The sequence below is a fragment of the Pseudomonas sp. KU43P genome (assembly GCF_033095865.1).
Lineage (GTDB): Bacteria > Pseudomonadota > Gammaproteobacteria > Pseudomonadales > Pseudomonadaceae > Aquipseudomonas.
Map to the genome: position 1 here is coordinate 4348033 of NZ_AP019365.1, position 23326 is coordinate 4371358.

A 23326-nucleotide genomic window follows, 5' to 3' on the forward strand; every position below is an offset into this window, starting at 1 on the left:
CGGCCCTATCGCCGGCAAGCCGGCTCCCACAGTTACCCCCACTGATGTGTGGTGACCCTGTGGGAGCCGGCTTGCCGGCGATAGGGCCGGCAAAGACGAATCAGAGCTGGCCCAGTACCGGAGTACCGACCTTCACCTCGGCATTCTGCGCACGGTGGCGCAGCAGGTGATCCATCAGCACGATGGCCATCATCGCCTCGGCGATCGGCGTGGCGCGGATGCCCACGCACGGGTCGTGGCGGCCTTTGGTGATGACGTCGACCGGGTTACCGTGAACATCGATGGAGCGGCCCGGCACGGTGATGCTGGAAGTCGGCTTCAGCGCCAGGTGGGCGACGATCGGTTGACCCGAGCTGATACCGCCGAGAATGCCGCCAGCGTTGTTGCTGAGGAAACCCTCCGGGGTCAGCTCGTCACGGTGCTCGGTACCGCGCTGGGCGACGCTGGCGAAACCTGCGCCGATTTCCACACCCTTGACCGCGTTGATGCTCATCAGGGCGTGGGCCAGCTCGGCATCGAGGCGGTCGAAGATCGGCTCACCCAGGCCCGGCATCACGCCTTCGGCAACCACGGTGATCTTCGCCCCGACCGAGTCCTGGTCACGGCGCAGTTGATCCATGTAAGCCTCGAGCTCAGGCACCTTGTCCGGGTCGGGGCTGAAGAAGGCGTTGTTCTCCACCGACTCCCAACCCTTGAACGGAATTTCGATCGGGCCCAGCTGGCTCATGTAACCGCGCACCTGAATGCCCTGGGTGGCCAGGTACTTCTTGGCGATGGCGCCGGCCGCCACGCGCATGGCGGTTTCACGGGCCGAACTACGGCCACCGCCGCGGTAGTCGCGGATGCCGTACTTGTGATGGTAGGTGTAGTCGGCATGGGCCGGGCGGAACAGGTCCTTGATGGCCGAGTAGTCTTTGGACTTCTGGTCGGTGTTGCGGATCAGCAGGCCGATCGAGCACCCCGTGGTGCGGCCTTCGAAGACGCCGGAGAGGATCTCCACTTCGTCGGCTTCCTGGCGCTGGGTGGTGTGCCGGCTGGTGCCGGGCTTGCGCCGGTCGAGGTCGTGCTGCAGGTCGGCGAGGGAGATCTCCAGGCCCGGAGGGCAGCCATCGACAATGGCGACCAACGCCGGGCCATGGCTTTCGCCAGCGGTGGTGACAGTGAACAGCTTGCCGTAGGTATTGCCGGACATGGACGCTCCGCGAGTCTGCCTGAAGTGAACGAAAGCGGCAGTATACGGAAAATTTCACCAGGAATGCTCGCCTGTACCGGCCTCATCGCCGGCAAGCCGGCTCCCACAAGCCCTCGAGGGCGGCAGAGAACCTGTGGGAGCCGGCTTGCCGGCGATGAGGCAACACGCCACACCCCAACCTCCGAACCTTCCAGCAAGGACAGTGTCAAACCGCTATCTCACCCATGTAGTCCCCCATGATGTCGCGCCTCGTCGCCCTGCTCTTCCTGCTCTGCGCCGGCCTAGCCCAGGCCGCCTCCCCCACCGTGCTGCAACGGCCCATCGACCTGGACACCGGCCAGGGCGTGCTGCACGGCAGCCTGCTGCTGCCGCAACAGGCCACGCCACCGCCGGTGGTGCTGATCATCGCAGGCTCCGGCCCGACCGACCGCGATGGCAACAACCCGGCCTCGGGGCGCATCGACAACCTCAAGCGCCTGGCCCTGCTGCTGGCCAACGAACACATCGCCAGCGTGCGCTTCGACAAGCGTGGCGTGGCCGCCAGCCAGCCGGCCACACCCGATGAACGCAACCTCAGCGTCGAGCGCTACGTGGCCGACGTGGTCGCCTGGAGCCGCAAGCTCAAGGCCGACCCTCGCTTCGGCCCGTTGATCCTGCTCGGCCACAGCGAAGGCGCACTGATCGCCAGCCTGGCCGCCGAGCAAGCCGGTGCGAGCGCGGTGATCACCCTGGCCGGCAGCGGCCGGCCGATGGCGGATGTGGTGCGTGAGCAACTGGCACGGCGCCTGCCACCGGCGCAGCTCGAACGCAGCAATGCCCTGCTCGACCGCCTGCAAGCGGGGCAGACCAGCCTGGATGTGCCTGCGCCCCTACGCCAGGTATTCCGGCCCAGTGTGCAGCCCTACCTGATCACGTTGTTCCGCCAGGACCCGGCGCAAGCCTTCGCCCGCCTGCCCATGCCTGCCCTGATCGTGCAGGGCCGTAATGACGTGCAGGTGGATGTGGTCGATGCCGAGCGCCTCAAGGCGGCCAAGCCGGACGCCCAGCTGGTGCTGATCGACGGCATGAACCACATGTTGCGCATTAGCCCCAAGGAAATGCGCCTGCAGCGCGACAGCTACCTCAACCCGGAGCTGCCCCTGGCGCGGGAGCTGGGTGAGCGCGTGGTGAGCTTTATTCACCAACTGCCCTCGGCCTGAGGAGATCGCTGCACAATGGCCTCACGTCCTGGGCGATACGGCCGATAAGCTCGGTATTGGCCTGTATGCGAGAACACCCTGATGACCGATGCACCCGCTGCCGTAGAGCCGGCCGAAGAGCCGCAAGCCCCGGAAAGCGCCCCACTCCCCTGGGCCGACCTTACCGTCGAACACTTCCAGCTCCTGCGCCTGGCGCCGCTGCCCACCGACCGCAACAGCGGTGCTCGGCCGCTGCGCTTCGTCGAGTTCGGCCACGCCGAGCGCCACGATAAGAACCACAGCCTGCTGCGTATGGAGATTCGTCTGCCAGGGCAGAAGGTGCGCAAGGAACAGAACCAACTGGATGTGCGCATCGATCATGCCGAACGCCTGGTTCGCATCGGCAGCGACAGCGGCCTGCAACTGGAGCCCCTCAACCGTGGCCTCGGCCGTTTCATGATGGGCCAGGCCGTGCAGTGGCTGCAGCGCAAATGGTCGAACTACCGCGTCGAAGGCATGGCGCTGCCGAACCGGGATGCGCTGAACGAAGACACCCGCCTGCGCCGGGATCGCTTCCTGACCGCCACCGGTTTCGAGGTGGTGTATGCCGACCCGCAGCACCTGAAGGGCAGCACCGTGGAGACGACCGTCGGCCAGCTCAAGAACGGCTGGAATACCGAGAAGGTGCAACGGGTGGACATGCTGGAAGCCGCTGGCATGTTGCAGCAGGCCGAGCAGCAGTTGCTGGAGAAGGAGGCGCAGTTGCGCGAGCGGGATGAGCGGGTGGCCAAGTACCGGCGTGAGGACAGCGGATTGCGCTTTACCATCACTTGCCTGGTTGCATTTGCGGTGTTTCAGGCGGGGTTGCTGATCTGGATCGCTACCCGCTAGACCGTGTCGCCTGCATCGCCGGCAAGCCGGCTCCCACATCAGATCACCGCCGACCTCGTGGGAGCCGGCTTGCCGGCGATTGAGCTGCAAGGCAGCCCCAGATTCACCCTCAGACGCGAGCCTTGAACAACTCCTGATGCTGCCGGCACTGCTCGGCAGTCAGCATGAACACCCCATGCCCACCGCGCTCGAACTCCAGCCAGGTGAAATCGACCTCGGGGTACAGCGCCTCGACATGTACCTGGCTGTTGCCCACCTCGACGATCAGCAAGCCCTTCTCGCTCAGGTGCTCGGCCGCCTCGGCCAGCATCCGCCGCACCAGGTCCAGGCCGTCATTGCCGCAGGCCAGGCCCATTTCCGGCTCATGGTGATACTCCGCCGGCATGTCGCCGAAATCCTCGGCATCCACATACGGTGGGTTGGACAGGATCAAATCGAAACGCTGCCCCGGCAGGCCGCCGAAACCATCGCCCTGCACGGTGTACACGCGCTCTTCCAGGCCATGACGCTCGATATTCTGGTTGGCCACTTCGAGCGCCTCGAAGGACAGGTCGGCCAGCACCACTTCAGCCTCGGGGAACACTTCGGCGGCAACGATACCGATGCAACCGGAGCCGGTGCACAGGTCGAGGATGCGCGCAGGCTCGGCGGCCAGCCAAGGCTCGAAGCGCTTCTCGATCAGCTCGCCGATCGGCGAACGAGGCACCAGCACGCGCTCGTCGACGATGAACGACATGCCGCAGAACCACGCCTCGCCCAACAGGTAGGCGGTCGGCACACGGTCTTCGATGCGGCGTTTGAGCAGGTGCTGCAGGCGTACACGCTCATCGTCCTCGAGCTGGCAGTCCAGGTAGCTGTCGGCCACCTCCCACGGCAGGTGCACGGCACCCAACACCAGCAGGCGCGCTTCGTCCCAGGCATTGTCGGCACCGTGGCCGAAGAACAGCTCGTGCTCATGGAAGCGGCTGACCGCCCAGCGGATATGGTCGCGCAACGTGCGCAGACGAGATGTGATCACGGGGTACTCCTATTCAGACCGGACAAAAGTCTAACAGCCCTACCCGCACATTTGTTGCCGCGAATCGCCCTGCAGCTAGCCACAGGCCAGTAACCACGCCGCTTACGATGTCAACCATTCCCATTGGCGCCAAGGCAAGGGAGAATAGGTATACAAAAGCCCTACCCAAGGAGCCCTTGATGTCCGTTCCAACCACGATGTTCCGCCTCACTGGCCGCGACTACCCGCCGGCCAAGCTGAGCCAAGCCAGCCTGATCATCATCGATGCGCAAAAAGAGTACCTCAGTGGCCCTCTCGCGCTGTCGGGCATGGACGAGGCCGTGGCCAACATCGCCAGGTTGCTCGACGCCGCCCGCAAGGCTGGCCGTCCGATCATCCATGTCCGCCACCTCGGCACCGTTGGCGGCCGCTTCGACCCGCAGGGCCCGGCCGGCGAGTTCATCCCTGGCCTGGAGCCGCGCGAGGGTGAAATCGTCATCGAAAAACGCATGCCCAACGCATTCAAGAACACCAAGCTGCACGAAACCCTGCAGGCGCTGGGTCACCTGGACCTGATCGTCTGCGGTTTCATGAGCCATTCCAGTGTCAGCACCACGGTTCGCCGGGCCAAGGACTATGGTTATCGTTGCACCCTGGTGGAAGACGGGTCGGCAACCCGCGACCTGGCACTGAAGGATCGGGTGATTCCCGCCGCGCAGATTCATGAATGCGAAATGGCCGTGATGGCCGACAACTTCGCCTGTGTCGCCCCGACCGCCAGCCTGATCTGACCGCCCGGCAGCCAGGCGGAACCCGAAGGCAGGCGGCCGGTCCAATTCCCGATGTCCACAGAGGAAATCGGAATGAAGCTAAAAGGCAGTTTCGACGCCAAACGCCTGCGCCCACGCGAACCGCGCAACTGGGGCGCTCGCCTGGCGGCTGGCCTGTCGGCCCTGCTCGCCACGCTCGGCGTGCTGCTGGCCATGGCCGGCTTCGCCGGGCTGCTCGGCAACTACACGGCCCTGGCCGAACTCAATGCCAACCGGCCGCTGGCTGCGGTGATCACGGTGGCCGGGCTGCTGCTGCTGTACTTCGGGGTGAGGTTCTGGCGGCGCAGCCGTATTCGTTTGCGTCGCGGGCGAGAGCTGAACCTGTCGCCGCACCTGATGAAAAAGCACGACTGAACAGCTTCTCTAGCCCTATCGCCGGCAAGCCGGTTCCCACAGGCTTTGTGGCGCACCCGTGGGAGCTGGCTTGCCGGCAATGAGGCCGGTACTGACGCCACAAGGCTGATGGCGTAAACTACGCCGCCCACGTGGAGGCAGCATGCAAGACGATGATTTTTCCCTGTTCAGCGCCGAGGTGCGCGGCGTCAAGCCGATCAAGCACGATCGCGCCGATGTCGGCAAACCCAAGGCCGACCGCAAGCAGCTGGCCGGCCTGCGCCAGGCCGCGACCGTGCGCAGTGACCAGCCGCTGGTGATCGACGGGCTGTCCGACCAGTTCGTCATCGACGTCGGCGCCGAAGACGAGCTGATGTGGCGCCGCGACGGCGTGCAGGAAACCCAGATCCGCAAGCTCAAGCTCGGCCAGATCGCCTTCGAAGGCAGCCTCGACCTTCACGGCATGAGCGTGGAAAAAGCCCGCGAGACCCTGTGGGACTTCATCGCCGAGGCCACCAAGCTGGAAGTGCGCTGCGTGCGCGTGACCCACGGCAAGGCGGCACGCCTGGACGGCAAGCGGCCGATGATCAAGAGCCACGTCAACACCTGGCTGCGCCAGCACCCCCAAGTGCTAGGCTTTACCTCCTGCCAGGCCCGCCACGGCGGCACCGGGGCGGTGTATGTAATGCTCAAGCGAACCATGATGGAAGGCCGCGACGAGTAACGCCACGCTTGCAGCGTAGGCTTTGCCGCCGTACCCTTCGTTTTTGCGATTTTTTCCCACAGGTAGATCCATGTCCCTGGAACAGAACTATACCGAGATCCTCAGCCAACTCGGCGAGGACGTCTCCCGTGAGGGCCTGCTCGACACGCCCAAGCGGGCTGCAAAGGCCATGAAGTACCTTTGCCGCGGTTATGAGCAGACGCTGGAAGAAGTCACCAACGGCGCCCTGTTCACCTCCGACAACAGCGAAATGGTGCTGGTCCGGGACATCGAGCTGTACTCGATGTGCGAACACCACATGCTGCCCTTCATCGGCAAGGCCCACGTGGCCTACCTGCCCAAGGGCAAGGTGCTGGGCCTGTCGAAGGTCGCACGAATCGTCGACATGTATGCCCGCCGCCTGCAGATCCAGGAAAACCTCAGCCGCCAGATCGCCGAGGCCGTGCAGCAGGTCACCGGCGCTGCCGGTGTGGCAGTGGTCATCGAAGCCAAGCACATGTGCATGATGATGCGCGGTGTCGAGAAGCAGAACTCGACCATGCTCACCTCGGTGATGCTCGGCGAGTTCCGCGAAAACGCCGCCACCCGCAGCGAGTTCCTCAGCCTGATCAAGTGATCGGCGCGTGACCCGAGCCGACCCTGTGGGGTCGGCTTTTTCTTTTCAGGAGTTGCCCATGATCGTCAAAGCCTTGCGGGTCGGCCTCGGCCAGCTCATCGTATTCGGCGACTGGATCAGCCGCCCGGCCAAGCGCAAGCGCGATGCCACGGCCCAGGCCCACGTCGCGCAACAGGCCAAGGGCCTTGCGCTGTACCAGTTCCATGCGTGCCCATTCTGCGTCAAGACCCGCCGCACCCTGCACCGGTTGAACGTGCCGGTGGCGCTGCGCGATGCCAAGAATGACGAGGTGCACCGCCAGGCGCTGCTCGAAGGTGGCGGGCGAGTGAAAGTGCCGTGCCTGCGCATCGAAGAGGCAGGCCAGGTGACCTGGATGTATGAGTCCAAGGCCATCATTGCCTACCTGGACAAGCGGTTCGCGTCGGTCTGATACATCGCGTCGGCCTCATCGCCGGCAAGCCGGCTCCCACAAGTACGCCACCAAGCCTGAGAGCGGTGGGTTACCTGTGGGAGCCGGCTTGCCGGCGATGAGGCCGGTACAGTCTCAGTCCACCATCGGCACATGCCGCGGATGGCTAGCCACCCTGGCCAGCCAGGCCCGCACCGCCGGATAATCCGCCAGCTCGAACCCACCCTGATGCGCCACATGGGTGTACGCATACAGCGCCACATCGGCAATCGAATACTGGTCGCCCACCAGGTACGGCGTCATCTGCAACTGCCGCTCCATCACCCTCAGCGCCTTGTACCCGCCCTTGTGCAGCTTGCGGTACTCCTCCACACGCTCGTCCGGCAGGCCCAGGTAGAACTGGATGAACCGCGCCACGGCAATGTACGGCTCATGGCTGTACTGCTCGAAGAACTGCCACTGCAGCACCTGGGTCCGCAAGCGCGGCTCGCTGGGCAGGAACTCGCTGCCATCGGCCAGGAAGTTGAGGATGGCGTTGGACTCCCACAGGCACGTGCCGTCCTCGAGCTGCAGCACCGGCACCTTGCCGTTGGGGTTCATGGCCAGGAACTCGGGCGTTTCGGTCTCGCCCTTGAGAATGTCCACCGGGTGCCACTCGTACGGCCGGTCCAGCAGGCTCAGCATCAGCTTGACCTTGTAGCAGTTGCCGGACTGGTAATCGCCATAGACCTTGTACATGCCCCTCCCCTCCCATGCAGTTGCGCGTCAGGGCCCAATAGTTGGCGACTGTACGGCTAAAAGCAATGCCCGCTGTATGACAAGGATCACGTGTGCCCGCGTTAGTCTGAAAAAACTGCTTACACATGGACAAGGACTCATCCCATGACCGATGCCACCTCCGCACGCCTGCGGCCCCTGGCAGACAGCTCCCCGTCGGCGGTGGTCGCCGGCTTCATCGCCATGCTCACCGGCTATACCAGCTCACTGGTGCTGATGTTCCAGGCCGGCCAGGCAGCGGGCCTGACCAGCGCCCAAATCTCATCCTGGATCTGGGCGCTGTCGATCGGCATGGCGGTGGGCAGCATCGGCCTGTCGTTGCGCTACCGCACGCCGATCACCATCGCCTGGTCGACACCTGGCGCGGCGCTGCTGATCACCAGCCTGGGCGGGGTCAGCTACCCCGAAGCCATCGGCGCCTACATTACCTGCGCGATACTGGTACTCATCTGCGGCCTGACCGGCAGCTTCGAGCGCCTGGTCAAACGTATTCCCGCGTCACTGGCGTCGGCCTTGCTGGCCGGCATCCTGTTCAAGATCGGCAGCGAGATCTTCGTCGCCGCGCAGCACCGCACGCTGCTGGTGCTGGGGATGTTCTTCAGCTACCTGCTGGTCAAGCGCCTGTCGCCCCGTTACTGCGTGCTGGCCGCATTGCTGGTGGGCACGGCGCTGTCCGGCACACTGGGCCTGCTGGACTTCAGCGGTTTCAGGCTGGAAGTGGCAACGCCGGTGTGGACCACACCGAGTTTCTCTCTTGCGGCGACCATCAGTATCGGTATCCCTTTGTTCGTGGTAGCCATGACCTCGCAGAACATGCCAGGGGTGGCGGTGCTGCGCGCAGATGGTTACCAGGTACCAGCCTCACCGCTGATCTCGGCCACCGGGTTTGCTTCACTGCTGCTGGCGCCTTTCGGCTCGCACGGGGTCAACCTGGCGGCGATCAGCGCGGCCATCTGCACCGGGCCGCATGCCCATGAAGACCCGAGCAAGCGTTACACCGCGGCCGTGTGGTGCGGGATTTTCTACGGGATTGCCGGGGTGTTCGGGGCGACGCTGGCGGCATTGTTCGCGGCATTGCCGAAGGAGTTGGTGCTGTCGATTGCCGCACTGGCGCTGTTCGGCTCGATCATGAATGGGCTGACAGTGGCCATGGGCGAGGCGCGCGAGCGAGAGGCGGCGCTGATTACCTTCATGGTGACGGCATCGGGGTTTACCCTGTTCTCGATCGGGTCGGCGTTCTGGGGGATTGTGGCAGGAGTTCTGAGCCTGTTGATTCTCAGCCCGCGCAGGGCCTGACCGCAGGGTTGACTGTACCGGCCCTATCGCCGGCAAGCCGGCTGGCACAAGGGCGATGGATCCGTTGTGGGAGCCGGCTTGCCGGCGATAGGGCCGATGCAGCGATCACAAACGGAAATGCCCCACCATCCCCTTCAGGTCGCTGCCCAACTGCGCCAGCTCGATACTGGACCGCGCATTGTCCTGCATAGCCAACGCCGCCTGATCGGCACTCCCACGAATCTGCGTGACACTGCGGCTGATCTCTTCAGCCACCGAACTCTGCTGTTCGGCAGCCGCGGCAATCTGCTGGTTCATCTGCTGAATCAACGACACCGCCGCCGCAATGCTGCCCAAGGCACTTTCGGTGTGCAGCGCGTCAGCCACGGCCAGGCGCACCAGCTCGGCACTGCCGCGTATCTGCGACACCGACTGCTGGGCGTTGCCGCGCAGGCTAGCAACCAGCCGCTCGATCTCCTCGGTCGATTGCCGTGTGCGCCGGGCCAGGGCCCGCACCTCGTCGGCCACCACCGCAAAGCCACGCCCTTGCTCGCCCGCCCGCGCCGCTTCGATTGCCGCGTTGAGCGCCAGCAGGTTGGTCTGTTCGGCCACGCTTTTGATCACGGCCAATACATCGCCGATGGTATGGATTTCGGCACTCAGGCTGTCGATGCCGGCACTGGCGGTTTCCGCCGCCGCCGCCAGTTGCTCGATGCGCTGCATGCTTTGACGCAGCACCTGCTGGCCGGAATCGACCTTGGCATCGGCAGCCTGGGCGGCCAGCGCTGCCTCTTCGGCATTGCGCGCCACATCGTGCACGGTGGCTGTCATCTGTTGCATGGCAGTGGCCACCTGCTCGGTCTCTTCCTTCTGGCTGCCCACTTCGCGGTTGGTCTGCTCGGTGACCGCCGAAAGCGCCTGGGCGCTGCCTGCCAGTTGCTCGATACCCTGCTGCAAACCACTGACGATGCCCGACAGGCCAGCGGCCATGTGCTGCATGGCCTGCAGCAACTGGCCGACTTCATCATTACGCGCCGCCTCAGGCTCCAGCCCCAATTCCCCGCCAGCAATGCGCTGGGCCCGAGCGATCACACGCTTGAGCGGGCCGACCACCGCGCGGGTGATCAACCAGCCGGCCAGCACGCCCACCAGCAGTGCCAGGCCGGTCGCCGCAGCGATGGCCATGGCATTGCGGGTCAGCTCGCCTTGCATTACTTGCTCTTGGCCAACGTAGGCTTGCTCGACCCGCCGAGTGACCTGCTCGGCACTGGCCTGCAACTGCGCCTTGAGGCCTTGCTCCTTGCCCAGCAGGTCGGTGTATTCGTTGAGCTTGTCGGAGAAACTGGCGATGTGCCCGGCTACCTCGCCCAACACACCCTGATAACCGGCATCGGCAACGCTCGCCTTGAGCTGATCGACCAAGGCGGCAGCCTCGACTGTCTGGGCGATACGCCCCTGGCTGGCGTCCGCCTCGCCCTTGCGGCTCTGCTCCAGGCGCACCCGAGCCTGGTCCATGGCCTGCAGCATCAGCCGCGACACCTGCGCCACCTGCGCGGACTGTTCGAGAAATTCACTGCCTTGCTGGCCCTGGGACTGCTTGAGGGTGTAGGCGCCATCATCGGCCAAGCCCGCCTGCATCACATCGAGGTTGTTGGCCACGCTGGACACCGACCAACTGGCCATGTCCAGCGCCAGCTCCTTGGCCTGCACCACCTCGACGAAGGCGTCGAATGCCTGGCCATAAGCCCCCAGCTCAGCTTCGGCGTCGGCCAGCGCCGGCATGCTACGGACACGCTCGCCCAAGTTGCGCAAGCCGCTGCGCAAGGCCTCGGCCTCTTCGCTGTCGGAGCGCAAGGCGAAGGCCTGCTCGTGCTGGCGCAAGCGCAAAAGATCGGTGTTGAACTGGCCCAGTTCGCGCAGGCTGTCGAAGCGCTGGCCGACACCGTGCAAGGCGGCGATGCCGATGGCCGCCACTGCCAGGGTCAGCAGCAATACCAGGGCAAAACCCAGGCCCATCTTGCGGGCCATGCCCAGGTTGGCCAGAACACCGTGCCTGCTCGCCGCCATCGCCGATCCCCCTTCACCTTGTCAGGTTTTCCCGAGGGCCAAGCGTGGCAACCTTGCCGCCCCACGCACAAGCGTTTGACGCCACAATAGTGTCAAATCGCTATGTACGTGTCGTTTTCAGCGTGCTGAAGGTCGCCCTGCATGCTGAAGCAAGGCTTGGGCACGGGTGTCCTGCCTGTTAGCGACATTGATCCGCAGCCCGTCACCGGATCACTCAGATTGCGGTAGCCCCGCCATCCACCGTCAGGCTATGCCCGGTGGTGAACGCCGCACCGTCGCTGCACAGGTAGAGTACGGCACTGGCAATCTCCTCGACCTTACCGATGCGCCCGACCGGGTGCATGGCGGCGGCGAACTCGGCCTTGCGCGGGTCGGCCTCATAGGCGCGGCGGAACATGTCGGTATCGATCACCGCCGGGCACACGGCATTCACCCGGATACCCTTCTTGGCATACTCGATAGCCGCCGACTTGGTCAGGCCAATCACCGCATGCTTGGAGGCGCTGTAGATGCTCATCTTCGGCGCCGCACCCAAGCCAGCTACCGACGCGGTGTTGACGATCGCCCCGCCACCTTGCGCCAACAGCAGCGGCAACTGGTACTTCATGCACAGCCACACGCCTTTGACGTTGACCCCCATGATGGCATCGAACTCTGCCTCGCTGCCCTCGGCCAGACGGCCCTGTTCGATCTCGATACCGGCGTTGTTATAGGCGTAGTCCAGGCGGCCGTAGGCCTGGATGGCCCGCTCATGCAAATGGCGCACGTCGGCGTCCTTGGTCACATCGCACGCCACGAACAGCGCCTCGCCGCCCGCCGCAAGGATTTGCGCCACCGTTGCCTCGCCGCCCGCCGGGTCGAGGTCGGCCACCACCACCTTCAGCCCCTCGCGGGCAAAGGCCAGCGCCGTTGCACGGCCAATACCTGCCCCGCCACCGGTGACCAGGGCTACCTGGCCGGAAAAGGTCATGCTCATGGGTTGCTCCCGATCTTGAAATATCGGCCATGAGTCTAGTCAGCCCACCACCCGGCTGGGCAGCATCATCAGGGCAACGGTTGGGCTACCATGCTTACCAGTGATTTTGCGGACCCGTTTGCATCAGCACGTTAAATTGACCGCTCCGCCTACTGCGAAAAGGACCTGCCATGACCCAGAGCAACCGCCGCTTCCTGCTAGCCAAACGCCCGGTCGGTGCCGTGCGCCGCGACGACTTCACCTTCGAGACGGTGCCTGCCGACGCGCCTGCCGCGGGCCAGATCCAGGTGCGCAACCTGTACCTGTCGCTGGACCCAGCCATGCGCGGCTGGATGAACGAAGGCAAGTCGTACATCCCACCCGTGGCGCTCGGCCAGGTGATGCGCGCCCTCGGCGTGGGCGAGGTGGTGGCTTCCGAACACCCCGACTACAAGCCGGGTGACCATGTCAGCGGCGCTCTCGGCGTGCAGGACTACTTCACCGGCGAACCCCAGGGCCTGCACAAGATCGACCCAAGCCTCGCCCCACTGCCGCGCTACCTCTCGGCACTGGGCATGACGGGCATGACCGCCTACTTCGCCCTGCTCGACGTTGGCCAGCCCAAGGCCGGCGACACCGTGGTCATCTCCGGCGCAGCGGGCGCGGTCGGCAGCATCGTTGGCCAGATCGCCAAGCTCAAGGGCTGCCACGTGGTCGGCATCGCCGGTGGCGCGCAGAAATGCCAGTACCTCAAGGACGAACTGGGGTTTGACGGCGTCATCGACTACAAGGCCGAGGACGTGCTCACCGGCCTCAAGCGCGAATGCCCCAAGGGTGTGGATGTGTACTTCGACAACGTGGGCGGCGAGATCCTCGACGCGGTGCTCACCCGCATCAACTTCAAGGCCCGCATCGTGATCTGCGGCGCCATCAGCCAGTACAACAACAAGGAAGCGGTCAAGGGCCCGGCCAACTACTTGGCGCTGCTGGTTAACCGCGCGCGGATGGAAGGGTTCGTGGTGATGGACCACGCCAAGGACTATGGCAAGGCCGCGCAAGAGATTGCCGGGTGGCTGGCCAGCGGCAAGGTCAAGAGCAAGGAAGATGTGGTGGACGGCCTGGAGACCTTCCCCGAGACGCTGCTCAAGCTGTTCAGCGGGGAGAACTTCGGCAAGTTGGTGCTGAAGGTCTAACCCGAAAGCACCTCTCCTCTGTGGGAGCCGGCTTGCCGGCGATGAGGCCGGTCCAGGCCAACATCGGCTCGGAGCCTAATCGCCGGCAAGCCGGTTGCCACAGGGATCGCGCAAGCTTTGCTCACCCAGATCTTGTAAGATCACCCATCGCCACTGAAACCAGTGACTGGGATTTGCAGAGAAAGAACATGATCAAGATCACCCCGACCATCGAGTGCTCCAACAGCGCACCCTTCGTCCTCTTCGGCGGCATCAATGTCCTCGAATCAGAAGACCTGGCCCTCAAGGCCTGTGAAGAGTACGTGCGCGTCACTCAGAAGCTGGGCATCCCCTATGTCTTCAAAGCCAGCTTCGACAAGGCCAACCGCTCCTCGATCCACTCCTACCGTGGCCCGGGCATGGAAGAAGGCCTGCGCATCTTCGAGAAAGTGAAGGCCGAGTTTGGCGTTCCGATCATCACTGACGTGCACGAGATCCACCAGTGCGCGCCCGTCGCCGAAGTGGTCGATGTGCTGCAGCTGCCCGCCTTCCTGGCCCGCCAGACCGACCTGGTGGTTGCCCTGGCCAAGACCGGCAAGCCGGTCAACATCAAGAAGCCGCAGTTCCTGAGCCCTTCGCAGATGCAGAACATCGTGCAGAAGTTCAAGGAAGCCGGTAACGACCAGCTGATTCTCTGCGACCGCGGCACCTGCATGGGCTACGACAACTTGGTCGTCGACATGCTCGGTTTCGGCGTGATGAAGCGCACCTGCGACAACCTGCCGATCATCTTCGACGTGACCCACGCCCTGCAGAACCGCGACCCGTCGGGCGCTGCCTCGGGTGGCCGCCGCGAGCAGGTCGTCGACCTGGCCCGTGCTGGCATGGGTGTTGGCCTGGCGGGCCTGTTCCTGGAGGCGCACCCGAACCCGGACCAGGCCAAGTGCGATGGCCCGAGCGCGCTGCCGCTGGACAAGCTGGAGCCGTTTTTGGCGCAGATCAAGGCGCTGGACGACCTGGTCAAGTCGTTCCCGCCTCTGGTTATTGCCTGAAGGACGGAATAAAAAAAATGGGGCTGCATTGCAGCCCCATTTTTTTGGGGGTGATTCAGCCGCGAATCTCGGCCACCACCGCCGCCAGCGCCTGGGCTGGGTCGGCCGCCTGGCTGATCGGACGACCGATCACGAGGTAATCGGAACCTGCATCCAGTGCCTGGCGCGGGGTCAGAATGCGGCGCTGGTCATCTTGCGCGCTACCTGCTGGGCGAATACCCGGAGTGACCAATTGCAGCGACGGATGCGCAGCCTTCAAGGCCGGTGCTTCCAGTGCCGAGCACACCAGGCCGTCCATGCCTGCCTTCTCGGCCAGCGCCGCCAGGCGCAATACCTGCTCTTGTGGGTCGACATCCAGGCCGATACCCGCCAGGTCTTCGCGCTCCATGCTGGTCAGCACGGTAACGCCGATCAGCAGAGGCTGCGCGCCGCTGCGCTTGTCCAGCACTTCGCGGCAGGCCGACATCATGCGCAGGCCACCGGAACAGTGCACGTTGACCATCCACACACCCATCTCGGCCGCTGCCTTGACAGCCATGGCGGTGGTGTTGGGAATGTCGTGGAACTTGAGGTCGAGGAACACTTCAAAGCCCTTCGCACACAAGGTCTCGACAATGCCCGAAGCGCTGCTGGTGAACAGCTCTTTGCCCACCTTCACCCGGCACAGGGCTGGGTCGAGCTGGTCGGCGAGCTTGAGGGCGGCGTCACGGGTGGGGAAATCCAGGGCGACGATCAGGGGCGTCTGGCAGGCGGACATGGTCGGGTCTCTTGGCAAGTCGAAATCGGCGCGCATTGTAAACGAAGTGGCACAGGCTTTGGGGGCCGCGGGTCATCAGAATTGGCCCGGCCGGGCGTGGCTCCTATAATTGAACCAATGGTCAGGGCTATCGCTCAAATTTCATACAAGCGACGCCCGCAATGTTCACAGGAGAACGACAATGCCCTGGTATGCCTGGCTGATACTCATCATAGCCCTCGGCTCGATTGTTGGCGGGCTGATGATGCTGCGCGATACGGCGAAGAAACTGCCACTGACCGAGGAGCAGCTGCGCAAGGTGCATGAGCGTAATGCCGAGGCGGATGCCAAGGATGCGCAGGACCGATAACCGAGATCGGAGCCCCCTGTGGGAGCCGGCTGCCGGCGATGAGGCCAGCACAGACAAGAAACCGGGCTGGCCCGATCGCCGGCAAGCCGGATCCCACAAGGAGCAGGCGATTACACCACTACTCCACCATTAGCCTGTCGCGATTTCGCTCCAGCAGCGCGCTGCCTATTCCCTTGATTTCGAGCAGTTCGTCCACCGTGGCGAATGGCCCATTGGCCTCCCGATACGCCACGATCGCCTCGGCCTTGGCTTTGCCAATCCCGTTCAGTTCCTTCTGCAACGTCGATGCATCGGCGGCATTCAAGTTCAAGCGTTGCACCGACGCCTGTACCTGGCTAACCAGCGGTACTGGCTCAGTCGGCACCGTCGCAGCCCCCGGCGCCGCGTTGAGGGAAAACGACAAGCCGGCGAACAGAGGCAATAGCAGGTAGTTGAGGACGGTATTGCGCATGAGGGTCACTCCTGTGAGTTGAGGTTTCGGACAGCCAGTTTCCTTGGCTGCACCTACAAACTAGCGGCACACAGGCAGTTGTTCCCAGCGGGCAATGGTTACCAAATCAGACGTCACAGCATGTTGCACACCTGCCGAAGAAACATCCTACGGCAGGCGTGCACGATACCTTCAACCCTGCAGGACAGGATCACGCAGCAGGCGCAGCAGGTATTGGCCATAGCCGTTCTTGCGCATCGGCTCGGCCAGCGCTTGCAACTGCTCCGCACCGATCCACTGCTGGCGGAAGGCCATTTCTTCCGGGCATGCGACCTTGAGGCCCTGCCGGCGCTCGAGGGTGGCGATGTAACCGCTGGCTTCAAGCAATGAATCATGGGTGCCGGTATCGAGCCAGGCATAGCCCCTGCCCATGACCTCCACCGACAATTGTCCGCGCTCCATGTAGAGTCGGTTGATGTCGGTGATCTCCAGCTCGCCACGTGGCGATGGCTTGAGCCCCTTGGCCATCTCGATCACGTCCTGGTCGTAGAAATACAGCCCGGTCACCGCATAGTTGGACTTTGGCTGTTGTGGCTTTTCCTCCAGGCTGACGGCCCTGCCATGGCCGTCGAACTCGACCACGCCGTAGCGCTCGGGGTCGGTCACATGGTAGGCGAATACACTCGCCCCTTCGCTACGCGCCATGGCACCGTCGAGCAACTTGTGGAAATCGTGGCCGTAGTAGATGTTGTCCCCCAACACCAGCGCCGACAGGTCGTTGCCGATGAAGCTTTCACCAATGATGAAGGCCTGTGCCAGGCCGTCCGGCGAAGGCTGCACCGCATAGGTGATGTTGATGCCCCACTGGTGGCCATCGCCCAGCAACTGCTCAAAGCGCGGTGTGTCCATCGGCGTGGAGATGATCAGGATGTCGCGGATACCCGCCAGCATCAGCGTGGTCAACGGGTAGTAGATCATCGGTTTGTCATACACCGGCAGCAGCTGCTTGGAAATCGCCAGTGTCGCCGGGTGCAGGCGCGTACCCGAGCCGCCCGCCAGAATGATGCCTTTGCGTGGTTTGATCGTGCTCATGTGTCGTGCTTCCCTGAACGGCCGCTGTAGTTCTTTTCTACCCATTCGCGATAACTGCCCGACTGCACGCCCTCGACCCAGGCGGCGTTATCCAGGTACCACTGCACCGTCTTGCGGATACCGGTTTCGAAGGTCTCGGCCGGTTTCCAGCCCAGCTCGCGCTCCAGCTTGCGAGCATCGATGGCATAGCGTCGGTCGTGGCCAGGGCGGTCGGCGACGTAGGTGATCTGCGCCGCATAGGGCTTGCCGTCAGCCCGCGGACGCAGTTCGTCCAGCAAGGTGCAAACGCACCTGACGATCTCGAGGTTGGGCTTCTCGTTCCAGCCGCCAACGTTGTACACCTCGCCCACCGTGCCGGCTTCCAGCACCCGGCGGATGGCGCTGCAATGGTCTTTGACGTACAGCCAGTCGCGAATCTGCTGACCATCGCCATACACCGGCAGCGGCTTGCCGGCCAGTGCGTTGACGATCATCAGGGGAATGAGTTTTTCCGGGAAATGCAGTGGCCCGTAGTTGTTCGAGCAGTTGGTGGTCAGCACGGGCAGGCCGTAGGTGTGGTGGTAGGCGCGCACAAGGTGATCGCTGGCCGCCTTGCTTGCAGAATAAGGGCTGTTTGGCTGGTACTGATGCGTTTCGGTAAACGCCGGCTCCCCGGCTGTCAGCGAGCCATAGACCTCGTCGGTTGACACATGCAGCAAACGGAACTCGGCGCGATCAGCCTCATGCAGGCTTTGCCAGTAACCGCGCACCGCTTCCAGCAACTGGAAAGTACCCACCACGTTGGTTTCGACGAAGGCCTGCGGCCCGTGGATGGAGCGGTCGACGTGCGACTCGGCGGCAAAATTGAGTACGGCACGGGGGCGGTATTCGGCCAGCAGGCGCTGTACCAGCGGGCCGTCACCGATATCACCGTGCACGAAAACATGCTGCGCGTTGCCCTCCAGGCTGGCCAGGCTCTGCAAGTTGCCGGCGTAGGTCAGCTTGTCCAGATTGACGAGGGTTTCGCCTGACTGGCTTACCCAATCCAGGACGAAATTCGCACCGATGAAGCCAGCACCGCCGGTTACCAGGATTGTCATAGGCTAGAACGCTTCTCGTGTGTTTCGGTTTGAAGATAGCTGGCGCAATTCTAGACGGGAATGCTGCAAGTGTGTGGCGGTAAGACGCTGTTCACGTTTTGACAGTTGTTCTGTCATTGCCAGCGGGGCAGAATACGAACCCTTCTCAGGAAAAGCCCACTTGGCTTACAGGGACAGTCCATGACATCCATTACCTCTACGGTCGCACTTGCGGCCTTGTTTGCTTCCGTGCCTGTTTGGGCACAGTCAGCACAGGTCGGTGACCGGGTGGTGACGCCTAGTGCGTTCCTGGGGGTTGATCTGCAGGGAGACTTCTTGGCCGAAGTACCGGAGTGTGCGGCGGGAGATGACAGTCCCGACGAGCCTTGCCGGGTTGAAACCAAGAAACCGGGGCGCTTTGAGGTGCGGGGGTTACCGTATCTGCCTATTTCGCCGGGTTATAAGCTGTTTGCCACCGTTGTTGATGGTGGGGTCAGGCAGTTGGTGTTGACGGGGAAAGCCGGTAATTTGTATCTGGTTAAAGAGATGTTGACTGATAGGCTTGGGAAGCCGGCAACGAGCACTTCTCGCTGGGTAAAACTGAGTTCAGGTGCCTCGTATGAGGTTGAAGATTTCAAGTGGAACACTCAAGAAGTCGCTGTTGACTTTGGTCGGGACCTCAATAATCTTGACCACTACTTAGTGACCTTTCATGCTCCGACACTTGGCGATGAAATGACTCTGGAAGAAAACGTTCAGACAACAAACATCCCCAGCCCATAAAAATTTGAGTTCAAACATCGGCAAGATCGCATGAAAGTGCAAATTCCACCTTAGGCCTTGGCGACCAAAGGTGGGCTCTGTACTAGATGTCGACATACGCATTCGCCATGCATCAGGACCCGAGCTTTTATAGAGCTTGCAGTGAGGTTTAAACCGATATTAAAAAGTGCCGAAACTTTCTGGAAGGCATGAAATGCACTCACAGTGCCTTATCATCCAAATCCCAAATGGTGAAGCAGACAGTGCGGTTGGATGTGTAAACCAGGCTTCGCTCGACTCATCCGTGTGGCGTCCGCATTTTTTGCATACCCCCAACGTAAACCCTCTAAAATCCGGCGCAGCGAAAGACCAATTCGATCCCTCTTCAGTAAGACATGCGAAGAAAATAACGATAAAGCGCCATCAATATTAAAAGTATGTAGACTAGCGCCAACCTAGGTACAACAGCCAAAGAAGGCGAGAGATCTTACCACTCACATGCAACCATCTCTTTACACACTGAAGAACCTTTCATCACACTTAGAACAAAGCCCCACCTCCATGCAGGGCTTTAACTCTATTAATTACTGCTGAGGAAAATTCGCATCAGCATGGCGAGTCATGAAATCCGCCAGATCCAGTGTATTTCTGATAACTGTGAGTTCTTTGATCGAAACCTTTAAAGGAGAAGCTCCTGGTTTCGTATATACCCGAAGCGACAATTTTGAAATATGTTTGTCGAGCTCAGACCCCTTATCGAAGCCGAGCATATTCAGGACAACAATATGGTCTTTCCCGGCTTTAAGGCTTGGGTAATACCTAGACGCCCGATGTCCTTTTATATCATCTACGATAAGACCTAATACAGCATCTTCAGTTGACGTCATGACAAGCGCGAGTGTCTGAGATGGCAATACATCGCGATCCACGTTCAATACAATTCTGCCCTCGCCAGCAGTTGCATTTTCACCCGATGCAGGAGTGACCAGAATTTTTCCATCGTCGGTTACGGCTGCTTGCAGCGCCACTGTATAAGCGACAGGAATATCACCATTGCTGGTTGACTGAACCACGTCAAACTGTTTCTGCTCATATATTGGTACATCAACACCGCTGTGAATGGAAACTTGACAAGCTTTAGGTTTGGCCTTGACAGGCAAACGCAAAATCAATCGATCAGCCAGCGGATCCTTACTATAAACTTTCGCATTGGTTGCTTTCACTTCTTTACCGCCTACGGAGCAACTTACCGTAACGGGGTATGTATCGGTCCAATAGGAATTAGGCGCCCCCATCATAGAAAACTGAACCTCCAGTCCCTTTTTGGTTTTAACCAAGGATAATGGATAGGCATTCTTGAAAATTTCTGCGCGGCGCTTAGAAGGTTCATCATAAACAGGATCACCAGTCAGCAACGCCATCGCACGAAACTGAGCGAGCTCAATGGTATTGTAATGAGTCGGATTGATAACCTTTGGCACAAGTTGATACCAAGTCCAGTTTCCGGCCGGGTTATAGTAGTCATGCAATCTTTCGACCGTCCCTGCCCTCGCACACTGATAGGCCTCGTTCAACTCCTTGTCCTTGGAAGCATCAGCAAGCATGTACAACGCCTGTAGCCCCCAAAGGTGGCCATTAAGCACATGGTATTCCTTATCGCGAGTCATACCGTTCCATGAGTACTCGGATATCCAACATGAGCCACCATCACGCCAAAGCACTCCCCCTTTGGTCGGATCTTCCAACATGAGTTTGGCGCTCTTCAAAGCAGCCTCACGATATCGCTCGTCTCCGGTCACCTGCCAACCCGCAAAAAGCGTCATTGGTCCAAAGAAGCCGTCCATTCCCGACCACCATGGTGCCTTAATCCCTTTGTCATAATCGAATCCATAATACCAGCGAATCCCTTCTGCATTTCGTGCAGCTGGCTGGTACTCGTCCAACATGTAATCCAGGGTGCGCTTGGCGCTCTCAAGGGACTTTTGATCACCAGTACGTTCGTAAATGGTTAATAAGCGAAACGCTAAAAAAAAAGGTCGGAGAGGATCTTTTTTTGCAACAGTCTTTTTCAATCCTTCCTCAGTGAATGAGACGGGATCCATCCAGGACCAAAGATAGGGAGCAAGCTCTGCGTCCGAACCGGCAGCAAGAGACTTCCCCGATGCCTGCGCTGTACCAAGCGCTGCCAGCATCGAAATCAAAAAAAAGGCAATTTTCATTTTTAAGCGTACATTCCCTAGCTTCAACAAATTTTTCAATTTACAAAAGAGCGCGCTCGCCTGCCAGCATCCCCGCCACTCTACGTATGTAGTTAAGAATCCTGACGACGCTGAAGGTGGACCCAGTCAACAATTTCACCATGCGGGGTGTAACCATTGACAGTTTCCCTGAGGATCTGCCGTACACCTCCAAAATCTTCGAGAGAAACAGCCGACAGTAAAGTATCGATCCTCTCCTTCAGCACATCCCAAGGTAAAAAGTCTTCATCAGCACTCATGATCATGGGATGAGGAGTGGGGACGACATTGTCGCCAATAAGAAGCTCCTCATACAACTTTTCCCCGGGGCGAAGCCCTGTGAACTCAATGGCAATATCACCACGCGGGTTCTTTTCAGATTTCACACTCAACCCGGAAAGATGAATCATTCTTTCGGCCAGCCGAGCGATGGTAACCGGCTCCCCCATGTCCAGTACAAAAACATCACCACCCTGCCCCATGGAACCTGCCTGGATGACCAACTGCGCGGCCTCCGGGATGGTCATGAAGTAACGGGTAATTTTCGGGTGTGTCACCGTAAGGGGGCCACCGTTCTTTATCTGCTTGTGGAAGAGTGGAATCACCGACCCCGAAGACCCTAGAACATTGCCAAACCGCACCATCGTGAACCGAGTTTTGTTGACACTCGCCACTTTGGCGTCAGCGCCATACAGCACCGGGGCAAGCTCTCGGCTCAAAGCCTGAAGTATCAACTCAGCCAAGCGCTTGCTACTGCCCATCACATTGGTAGGACGCACAGCTTTGTCGGTTGAGATGAGGACGAAGTTTTCCACATTGGCCTGCAGCGCAGCCTGCGCGGCAGAGAGCGTACCCATGGTATTGTTGAAAATACCTTCGGCGATATTGTGCTCTACCATTGGAACGTGTTTATACGCGGCAGCGTGATATACAGTGTTCACGCGCCACATGGTCATAAGCTCAGCCAGTTGGCCCTGATTCCTTACTGACCCCAGGAATGGCAATACTCGCACTGGCAGGGACTCAAGATTTACTCGCTGCTCAAGCTCACTCAGGATGCTATAAAGATTGAATTCACTATGATCGAACAGCAGCAGCACCTTCGGTCTCAGTGCCAATATCTGACGACAAAGTTCGGAGCCGATCGACCCGCCAGCACCGGTAACCATGACTATCTGCCCACTGATGCAGCGGGCCAGCAGGTCTTCTTGCGCAGGGACTGAATCACGACCGAGCAAATCGGCGATGTCCACCTCCTGAATATCATCTACTTTAACTCGACCACTGGCCAGATCCATGAATCCCGGAATGCTTCGAACATGCAGCGGAAAATTTTCGAGGGCACCGAGTATCTCCTTGCGCCTACCACGACTGGCAGAAGGAATAGCTAATAAAATCTCATCCGCCCCGGTGATATCGATCATTTTCTGAATGTCATTTCCTCGAAAGATTTGCAGTCCGGAAATGACTCGCCCCACCAGATCTTCATCATCATCGATGAAAGCGACAGGACGCATCATGCGCCCCATCCGAAGTGCGACGACAAGCTGGTTACCCGCCGCTCCGGCGCCATAAATTGCTACCTTGGGCAAATTGTCATGGCGATTGGTGAACGGGACATGCTGTGTCGTCGCATACCAGTCTTTGATGAAATACTGACGCATCAACAGGCGCAGCCCGCCCAACAGTACAAGACTGAGCCACCAATAGTTGAAGATGATAGAGCGAGGCACGATAACTTTATGGTTACTGTACCAATAAACGATAAGAGACAATATCAAAGCGGACAAACTTACCGCCTTGACAATCAAAATCAAGGCATCGTTACCAAAATACCGCAAGACAGCACGGTACATACCGAACCGGATAAAAATCGGGATAGCAACGACCGGCGCTGCGGCGAACAACCACACGTGATTGACAACCGTATCAATAAAATCATCAATACCAAGGCGGACAACAAACGCCGCCCACATTGCCAACCATACCAATATAATATCTGTTACGACCTGAATCGCTCTTTTATAGCGACGAGGCAACGCCAACATCCGTGACCTAAATTTGTCCATCATCCGACTCAACCTCACCTGAGCAGCTACAGCAAGTTGCAGATGTCAACTTCCTCAATCAGACAGTCCCTGACGGGCGTCATTGCCATCATTCTACTAGAGTC

At 60.7% G+C, this 23326-nt stretch carries 23 protein-coding genes and 1 pseudogene; 12 read left to right on the forward strand and 12 right to left on the reverse strand.

Features of this window, described 5'->3' with window-relative positions; genetic code table 11:
* Positions 1–100: 100 nt before the first annotated feature.
* Positions 101–1192, reverse strand: a complete 1092-nt coding sequence (aroC, locus tag KU43P_RS19910; protein WP_317659158.1) for a chorismate synthase — start codon at positions 1190–1192, stop codon at positions 101–103.
* A gap of 236 nt (positions 1193–1428) precedes the next feature.
* On the opposite strand from aroC, the gene KU43P_RS19915 reads away from it, so the two are divergent.
* Positions 1429–2391, forward strand: a complete 963-nt coding sequence (locus KU43P_RS19915; RefSeq protein ID WP_317659159.1) for an alpha/beta hydrolase — start codon at positions 1429–1431, stop codon at positions 2389–2391.
* A gap of 81 nt (positions 2392–2472) precedes the next feature.
* A complete protein-coding gene (locus KU43P_RS19920; protein WP_317659160.1) occupies positions 2473–3261 on the forward strand; it encodes a hypothetical protein in 789 nt (262 codons plus the stop codon).
* A 109-nt stretch (positions 3262–3370) separates the two neighbouring features.
* Here the strand turns inward: KU43P_RS19920 and prmB are convergent, their stop codons facing one another.
* The gene (gene prmB / locus KU43P_RS19925; RefSeq protein WP_317659161.1) at positions 3371–4279 is read right to left on the reverse strand and encodes a 50S ribosomal protein L3 N(5)-glutamine methyltransferase; all 909 of its coding nucleotides are present in this window, start codon (positions 4277–4279) and stop codon (positions 3371–3373) included.
* Between the two features lie 179 nt (positions 4280–4458).
* Here prmB and KU43P_RS19930 point away from each other — a divergent pair, with 179 nt between their 5' ends.
* The 5 genes from KU43P_RS19930 to KU43P_RS19950 all read left to right on the forward strand — a co-directional run bounded on the left by KU43P_RS19930 (position 4459) and on the right by KU43P_RS19950 (position 7191).
* Positions 4459–5049, forward strand: coding sequence for a cysteine hydrolase family protein (locus tag KU43P_RS19930; RefSeq protein ID WP_317659162.1), 591 nt, complete (start codon positions 4459–4461; stop codon positions 5047–5049).
* A 72-nt stretch (positions 5050–5121) separates the two neighbouring features.
* On the forward strand, positions 5122–5442 hold the full coding sequence (locus tag KU43P_RS19935; protein ID WP_317659163.1) for a hypothetical protein: 321 nt from the start codon (positions 5122–5124) through the stop codon (positions 5440–5442).
* Between the two features lie 142 nt (positions 5443–5584).
* Positions 5585–6145, forward strand: coding sequence for a Smr/MutS family protein (locus KU43P_RS19940; RefSeq protein ID WP_317659164.1), 561 nt, complete (start codon positions 5585–5587; stop codon positions 6143–6145).
* A gap of 70 nt (positions 6146–6215) precedes the next feature.
* Positions 6216–6761 (forward strand): GTP cyclohydrolase I FolE, encoded by a 546-nt coding sequence (gene folE, locus KU43P_RS19945; protein ID WP_054900422.1) that lies wholly within the window; start codon positions 6216–6218, stop codon positions 6759–6761.
* A 58-nt stretch (positions 6762–6819) separates the two neighbouring features.
* Positions 6820–7191: a glutaredoxin gene (locus KU43P_RS19950; RefSeq protein WP_317659165.1), complete on the forward strand. Its 372-nt coding sequence runs from the start codon at positions 6820–6822 to the stop codon at positions 7189–7191.
* Between the two features lie 114 nt (positions 7192–7305).
* Here the strand turns inward: KU43P_RS19950 and KU43P_RS19955 are convergent, their stop codons facing one another.
* Complete coding sequence (locus KU43P_RS19955) at positions 7306–7908, reverse strand: glutathione S-transferase family protein (protein ID WP_317659166.1); 603 nt, start codon at positions 7906–7908, stop codon at positions 7306–7308.
* A gap of 144 nt (positions 7909–8052) precedes the next feature.
* Here KU43P_RS19955 and KU43P_RS19960 point away from each other — a divergent pair, with 144 nt between their 5' ends.
* On the forward strand, positions 8053–9243 hold the full coding sequence (locus KU43P_RS19960; RefSeq protein ID WP_317659167.1) for a benzoate/H(+) symporter BenE family transporter: 1191 nt from the start codon (positions 8053–8055) through the stop codon (positions 9241–9243).
* Between the two features lie 105 nt (positions 9244–9348).
* Here the strand turns inward: KU43P_RS19960 and KU43P_RS27110 are convergent, their stop codons facing one another.
* The 3 genes and pseudogenes from KU43P_RS27110 to KU43P_RS19970 all read right to left on the reverse strand — a co-directional run bounded on the left by KU43P_RS27110 (position 9349) and on the right by KU43P_RS19970 (position 12265).
* The gene (locus KU43P_RS27110) at positions 9349–10221 is read right to left on the reverse strand and encodes a methyl-accepting chemotaxis protein (protein WP_411567263.1); all 873 of its coding nucleotides are present in this window, start codon (positions 10219–10221) and stop codon (positions 9349–9351) included.
* 36 nt (positions 10222–10257) lie between these two features.
* Positions 10258–11289: pseudogene (locus tag KU43P_RS27115) on the reverse strand (methyl-accepting chemotaxis protein); the annotation flags it as partial.
* Between the two features lie 214 nt (positions 11290–11503).
* The gene (locus tag KU43P_RS19970; protein WP_317659169.1) at positions 11504–12265 is read right to left on the reverse strand and encodes an SDR family oxidoreductase; all 762 of its coding nucleotides are present in this window, start codon (positions 12263–12265) and stop codon (positions 11504–11506) included.
* Positions 12266–12435: 170 nt separating this feature from the next.
* Here KU43P_RS19970 and KU43P_RS19975 point away from each other — a divergent pair, with 170 nt between their 5' ends.
* Complete coding sequence (locus KU43P_RS19975) at positions 12436–13437, forward strand: NADP-dependent oxidoreductase (RefSeq protein WP_317659170.1); 1002 nt, start codon at positions 12436–12438, stop codon at positions 13435–13437.
* 188 nt (positions 13438–13625) lie between these two features.
* On the forward strand, positions 13626–14468 hold the full coding sequence (gene kdsA / locus KU43P_RS19980; RefSeq protein ID WP_317659171.1) for a 3-deoxy-8-phosphooctulonate synthase: 843 nt from the start codon (positions 13626–13628) through the stop codon (positions 14466–14468).
* A gap of 55 nt (positions 14469–14523) precedes the next feature.
* On the opposite strand, the gene pyrF is transcribed toward kdsA, so the two are convergent.
* Complete coding sequence (pyrF, locus tag KU43P_RS19985) at positions 14524–15225, reverse strand: orotidine-5'-phosphate decarboxylase (RefSeq protein WP_317659172.1); 702 nt, start codon at positions 15223–15225, stop codon at positions 14524–14526.
* Between the two features lie 181 nt (positions 15226–15406).
* On the opposite strand from pyrF, the gene KU43P_RS19990 reads away from it, so the two are divergent.
* Positions 15407–15574 (forward strand): DUF2897 family protein, encoded by a 168-nt coding sequence (locus KU43P_RS19990; RefSeq protein ID WP_003252762.1) that lies wholly within the window; start codon positions 15407–15409, stop codon positions 15572–15574.
* A gap of 118 nt (positions 15575–15692) precedes the next feature.
* On the opposite strand, the gene KU43P_RS19995 is transcribed toward KU43P_RS19990, so the two are convergent.
* The 3 genes from KU43P_RS19995 to rfbB all read right to left on the reverse strand — a co-directional run bounded on the left by KU43P_RS19995 (position 15693) and on the right by rfbB (position 18175).
* A complete protein-coding gene (locus tag KU43P_RS19995) occupies positions 15693–16025 on the reverse strand; it encodes a ComEA family DNA-binding protein (RefSeq protein ID WP_317659173.1) in 333 nt (110 codons plus the stop codon).
* 171 nt (positions 16026–16196) lie between these two features.
* Positions 16197–17096, reverse strand: a complete 900-nt coding sequence (rfbA, locus tag KU43P_RS20000) for a glucose-1-phosphate thymidylyltransferase RfbA (RefSeq protein ID WP_317659174.1) — start codon at positions 17094–17096, stop codon at positions 16197–16199.
* Positions 17093–18175, reverse strand: a complete 1083-nt coding sequence (gene rfbB, locus KU43P_RS20005; RefSeq protein WP_317659175.1) for a dTDP-glucose 4,6-dehydratase — start codon at positions 18173–18175, stop codon at positions 17093–17095. Before rfbB ends, rfbA begins: the two co-directional genes overlap by 4 nt.
* A 180-nt stretch (positions 18176–18355) precedes the next feature.
* On the opposite strand from rfbB, the gene KU43P_RS20010 reads away from it, so the two are divergent.
* Positions 18356–18937, forward strand: coding sequence for a hypothetical protein (locus tag KU43P_RS20010; RefSeq protein ID WP_317659176.1), 582 nt, complete (start codon positions 18356–18358; stop codon positions 18935–18937).
* Between the two features lie 563 nt (positions 18938–19500).
* Here KU43P_RS20010 and KU43P_RS20015 read toward each other — a convergent pair.
* Entirely contained in the window at positions 19501–21135 is a 1635-nt protein-coding gene (locus tag KU43P_RS20015; protein WP_317659177.1) for a D-glucuronyl C5-epimerase family protein, read from the reverse strand.
* Between the two features lie 92 nt (positions 21136–21227).
* The gene (locus KU43P_RS20020) at positions 21228–23222 is read right to left on the reverse strand and encodes a nucleoside-diphosphate sugar epimerase/dehydratase (protein WP_317663870.1); all 1995 of its coding nucleotides are present in this window, start codon (positions 23220–23222) and stop codon (positions 21228–21230) included.
* Between the last annotated feature and the right edge of the window lie 104 nt (positions 23223–23326).

Excerpts from the sequence above, each read along its gene's own strand:
- KU43P_RS19995 (WP_317659173.1), bottom strand. The coding sequence starts at position 16,025 with ATGCGCAATACCGTCCTCAACTACCTGCTATTGCCTCTGTTCGCCGGC.
- kdsA (WP_317659171.1), top strand. The coding sequence starts at position 13,626 with ATGATCAAGATCACCCCGACCATCGAGTGCTCCAACAGCGCACCCTTC.
- aroC (WP_317659158.1), bottom strand. The coding sequence starts at position 1,192 with ATGTCCGGCAATACCTACGGCAAGCTGTTCACTGTCACCACCGCTGGC.
- KU43P_RS19975 (WP_317659170.1), top strand. The coding sequence starts at position 12,436 with ATGACCCAGAGCAACCGCCGCTTCCTGCTAGCCAAACGCCCGGTCGGT.
- KU43P_RS19950 (WP_317659165.1), top strand. The coding sequence starts at position 6,820 with ATGATCGTCAAAGCCTTGCGGGTCGGCCTCGGCCAGCTCATCGTATTC.
- KU43P_RS19990 (WP_003252762.1), top strand. The coding sequence starts at position 15,407 with ATGCCCTGGTATGCCTGGCTGATACTCATCATAGCCCTCGGCTCGATT.
- rfbB (WP_317659175.1), bottom strand. The coding sequence starts at position 18,175 with ATGACAATCCTGGTAACCGGCGGTGCTGGCTTCATCGGTGCGAATTTC.
- KU43P_RS19935 (WP_317659163.1), top strand. The coding sequence starts at position 5,122 with ATGAAGCTAAAAGGCAGTTTCGACGCCAAACGCCTGCGCCCACGCGAA.
- KU43P_RS20020 (WP_317663870.1), bottom strand. The coding sequence starts at position 23,222 with ATGGACAAATTTAGGTCACGGATGTTGGCGTTGCCTCGTCGCTATAAA.
- folE (WP_054900422.1), top strand. The coding sequence starts at position 6,216 with ATGTCCCTGGAACAGAACTATACCGAGATCCTCAGCCAACTCGGCGAG.
- KU43P_RS19960 (WP_317659167.1), top strand. The coding sequence starts at position 8,053 with ATGACCGATGCCACCTCCGCACGCCTGCGGCCCCTGGCAGACAGCTCC.
- KU43P_RS19930 (WP_317659162.1), top strand. The coding sequence starts at position 4,459 with ATGTCCGTTCCAACCACGATGTTCCGCCTCACTGGCCGCGACTACCCG.
- KU43P_RS19920 (WP_317659160.1), top strand. The coding sequence starts at position 2,473 with ATGACCGATGCACCCGCTGCCGTAGAGCCGGCCGAAGAGCCGCAAGCC.
- KU43P_RS20010 (WP_317659176.1), top strand. The coding sequence starts at position 18,356 with ATGACATCCATTACCTCTACGGTCGCACTTGCGGCCTTGTTTGCTTCC.
- KU43P_RS20015 (WP_317659177.1), bottom strand. The coding sequence starts at position 21,135 with ATGAAAATTGCCTTTTTTTTGATTTCGATGCTGGCAGCGCTTGGTACA.
- rfbA (WP_317659174.1), bottom strand. The coding sequence starts at position 17,096 with ATGAGCACGATCAAACCACGCAAAGGCATCATTCTGGCGGGCGGCTCG.
- KU43P_RS19970 (WP_317659169.1), bottom strand. The coding sequence starts at position 12,265 with ATGAGCATGACCTTTTCCGGCCAGGTAGCCCTGGTCACCGGTGGCGGG.
- KU43P_RS19955 (WP_317659166.1), bottom strand. The coding sequence starts at position 7,908 with ATGTACAAGGTCTATGGCGATTACCAGTCCGGCAACTGCTACAAGGTC.
- KU43P_RS19915 (WP_317659159.1), top strand. The coding sequence starts at position 1,429 with ATGATGTCGCGCCTCGTCGCCCTGCTCTTCCTGCTCTGCGCCGGCCTA.
- KU43P_RS19940 (WP_317659164.1), top strand. The coding sequence starts at position 5,585 with ATGCAAGACGATGATTTTTCCCTGTTCAGCGCCGAGGTGCGCGGCGTC.
- pyrF (WP_317659172.1), bottom strand. The coding sequence starts at position 15,225 with ATGTCCGCCTGCCAGACGCCCCTGATCGTCGCCCTGGATTTCCCCACC.
- KU43P_RS27110 (WP_411567263.1), bottom strand. The coding sequence starts at position 10,221 with ATGCAGCACATGGCCGCTGGCCTGTCGGGCATCGTCAGTGGTTTGCAG.